Origin of the sequence: Frankia sp. AiPs1 (genome assembly GCF_023716945.1) — a bacterium.
Taxonomy (GTDB): Bacteria; Actinomycetota; Actinomycetes; order Frankiales; family Frankiaceae; genus Frankia.
The window spans coordinates 1-2,261 of record NZ_JAMQQF010000759.1; the positions used below are offsets into that span (position 1 = coordinate 1).

4 protein-coding genes are annotated in these 2,261 nt (G+C 75.7%); 3 read left to right on the forward strand and 1 reads right to left on the reverse strand.

Features of this window, described 5'->3' with window-relative positions:
- The coding region (locus ND748_RS30335) for a hypothetical protein (RefSeq protein ID WP_251749677.1) at positions 1–186 on the forward strand (186 nt) is incomplete at its 5' end.
- Here ND748_RS30335 and ND748_RS30340 read toward each other — a convergent pair.
- Entirely contained in the window at positions 117–995 is an 879-nt protein-coding gene (locus ND748_RS30340; RefSeq protein WP_251749679.1) for a TIGR03621 family F420-dependent LLM class oxidoreductase, read from the reverse strand. The two genes, ND748_RS30335 and ND748_RS30340, sit on opposite strands and share 70 nt — an antisense overlap.
- Positions 996–1,211: 216 nt before the next feature.
- Here ND748_RS30340 and ND748_RS30345 point away from each other — a divergent pair, with 216 nt between their 5' ends.
- Entirely contained in the window at positions 1,212–1,880 is a 669-nt protein-coding gene (locus ND748_RS30345) for a YdcF family protein (RefSeq protein ID WP_251749681.1), read from the forward strand.
- 9 nt (positions 1,881–1,889) lie between these two features.
- Positions 1,890–2,261, forward strand: a 372-nt coding sequence (locus ND748_RS30350) for an RNA-binding S4 domain-containing protein (protein WP_251749683.1), incomplete at its 3' end; no start/stop codon positions are given.

The window sequence follows — 2,261 nt, forward strand, 5'->3', positions numbered from 1 at the left end:
CCCCCCCCCCCCCCCCCCCCCCCCCCCCCCCCCCCCCCCCCCCCCCCCCCCCCCCCGCCCCCCCCCCCCCCCCCCCCGCCCCCCCCCCCCCCGCCCCCCCGCACCCGGTGGCGCGGTCAGTTGCGGCGCAGTGCGGCGATCACCGGGGCGAACGCCTCCAGCGCGGGCTGCAGGACGGTGAAGTAGCTGATGCCGAACCGTTCACGCAGGCCGCGCACCTGGTCGGCAATCTCGTCGACGGTGCCGGCCAGCAGCGTCGGGACCGTGGGGATCTCTTCGGCGCTCAGGTACGGCAGCCGGGGCGCCCAGGCCGCCAGCGCCGCCTCCCGGTCGTCGGTGACGGTGACATCCTGGACGAGCAGGTTGCGTTCCACCTCGCCCGCGCGGTCGCCGGCGACCTTCTCGAAGAACGCGATCCGCTCGGCGAACGCGGCGCCGGACAGCAGCCGCAGGTTCGTCGGGTTCGCCGGGTCGGAGGTGGCGCCGGCGAACGCGGCGATGTTCGCCCGGCGCGCCGCCAGGGTGATCATCCGGTTGCCGTTGCAGCCGACCACCAGCGGCACCGGCCGCTGCACCGGCTGCGGCACGCTGGCGGGGTCGCCCAGCGCGCCGTACACCGCGTCGATGACCCGCTCGAGGGTGTCGACGCGCTCCCGCGCGGTGCCGAGCGCGATGCCGGCGGCGGCGAACTCCTCGGCGACGTAACCGGTGCCGACGCCGAGCTCCAGGCGCCCCGCCGTCAGCACGTCGGTGGTCGCGACCTCGCGGGCCAGCAACACCGGGTTGTAGAAGGCCGCGTTGAGGACGAAGGTGCCAAGCCGCAGGCCGGTGGCGGCCCCGGCCGCGACCAGCGCCGGGAACGGCGCGGGCAGCCCGAGGTGGTCGGGGATGAGCAGCACGTCGTAGCCCAGCTCCTCGACCCGGCGGGCAGCCGCCGACCACTCCCCCGGCGCCGAGAGCGCCACCATGTTCACCCCGAACCGGAACGGCCGCACGGTCGACTCCCCCTCTGGCGCGCCTGCCGTCGTCGCGCCGGCTCCCGGGGCTCCCGGGTTCCCGCCCGCGCGTCCACACCGATCGACAGCGTCAGGATTACCCTACTGCGCCTACGATCGCGGCATGATCGTCGTCTGCCGTGGGCCGACAGGGACATCCGTCGCATCACCGGCCGAACCGACATACAGCGGTCGGGCTCGGTGTTGTATACCGGCGTGACCGCGACCCGAGCCGCCCGGCCTCGACCATGGGCACGACGGCTGCGCGTCACCGTCGCCGTCGCCTCCGCCCCGGTCGTCCTCGCCGAGGCGCTGAGCTGGGTGGCTTCGCGCCAGCTGCGCGGCGACGGACGGGCTCACCCGGCGGGGCGGGGCGCTCAGGCGGTGGTCGTCCTCGGTTTCCCGTCGACCCGCGCGGGCACGCTGCATCCACTCCAGCGCTGGCGCACGGAGATCGGCGTGCGCTCCCTCGCCCCGGACGCGGACAGCCTGCTGATCTTCACCGGCGGCGGGCCGCCCGGCGCGGTGACCGAGGCGGAGGCCATGGCCGGGTATGCCCGCGAGGCGCTCGGCGTGCCCGCGGAGAAGATCCGGCTGGAGACCTCGGCCCGCAACACCTGGGAGAACATCACGTTCGCGCTGCCGTTCGTCGAGTCCGCGGACACGGTCGCGATCGCCTCGGATCCGCTGCACGCGGCGCGCGGACGCCGGTACCTGCACCGGCTGCGGCCCGAGCTCGCCGTTCGGGTCGTCGCCACCGACGACTACCGGTTCCTCGGCCACTGGTGGCTGAAACTGCCCATCGCCGGCTACGAGATCGCTCGGGTGGTGGTGCGCGCGGCCCAGCGCCACGCACCGGCGCGGGCGCCCCGGCCCGGTTCGTAGAGTCACCCCATGGCACCGCCGGAGGACTCCGTCCGGGCCGACACGTGGATCTGGTGCGTGCGGCTGGTCAAGACGCGCTCGCAGGCGACGGATGCCTGCCGGGCCGGGCACGTCCGGCTCAACAGCGACCGGATCAAACCCGCGCACCTGGTCCGCGCGGGCGACGAGATCCGGGTCCGGCTCGCCGGGCGGGAACGGATCGTCGTGATCACCAAGGTGCTGCGCAAGCGGGTCGGGGCGCCGGAGGCGGCCGAGTGCTTCGTCGACCACAGCCCCCCGGTGCTGCGCGATCCGACCCCGGCCGTGGCCGTGCGCGACCGGGGTGCGGGGCGGCCGACCAAGCGCGACCGCCGGGTGCTGGAGCGGCTGCGCGACCAGGCC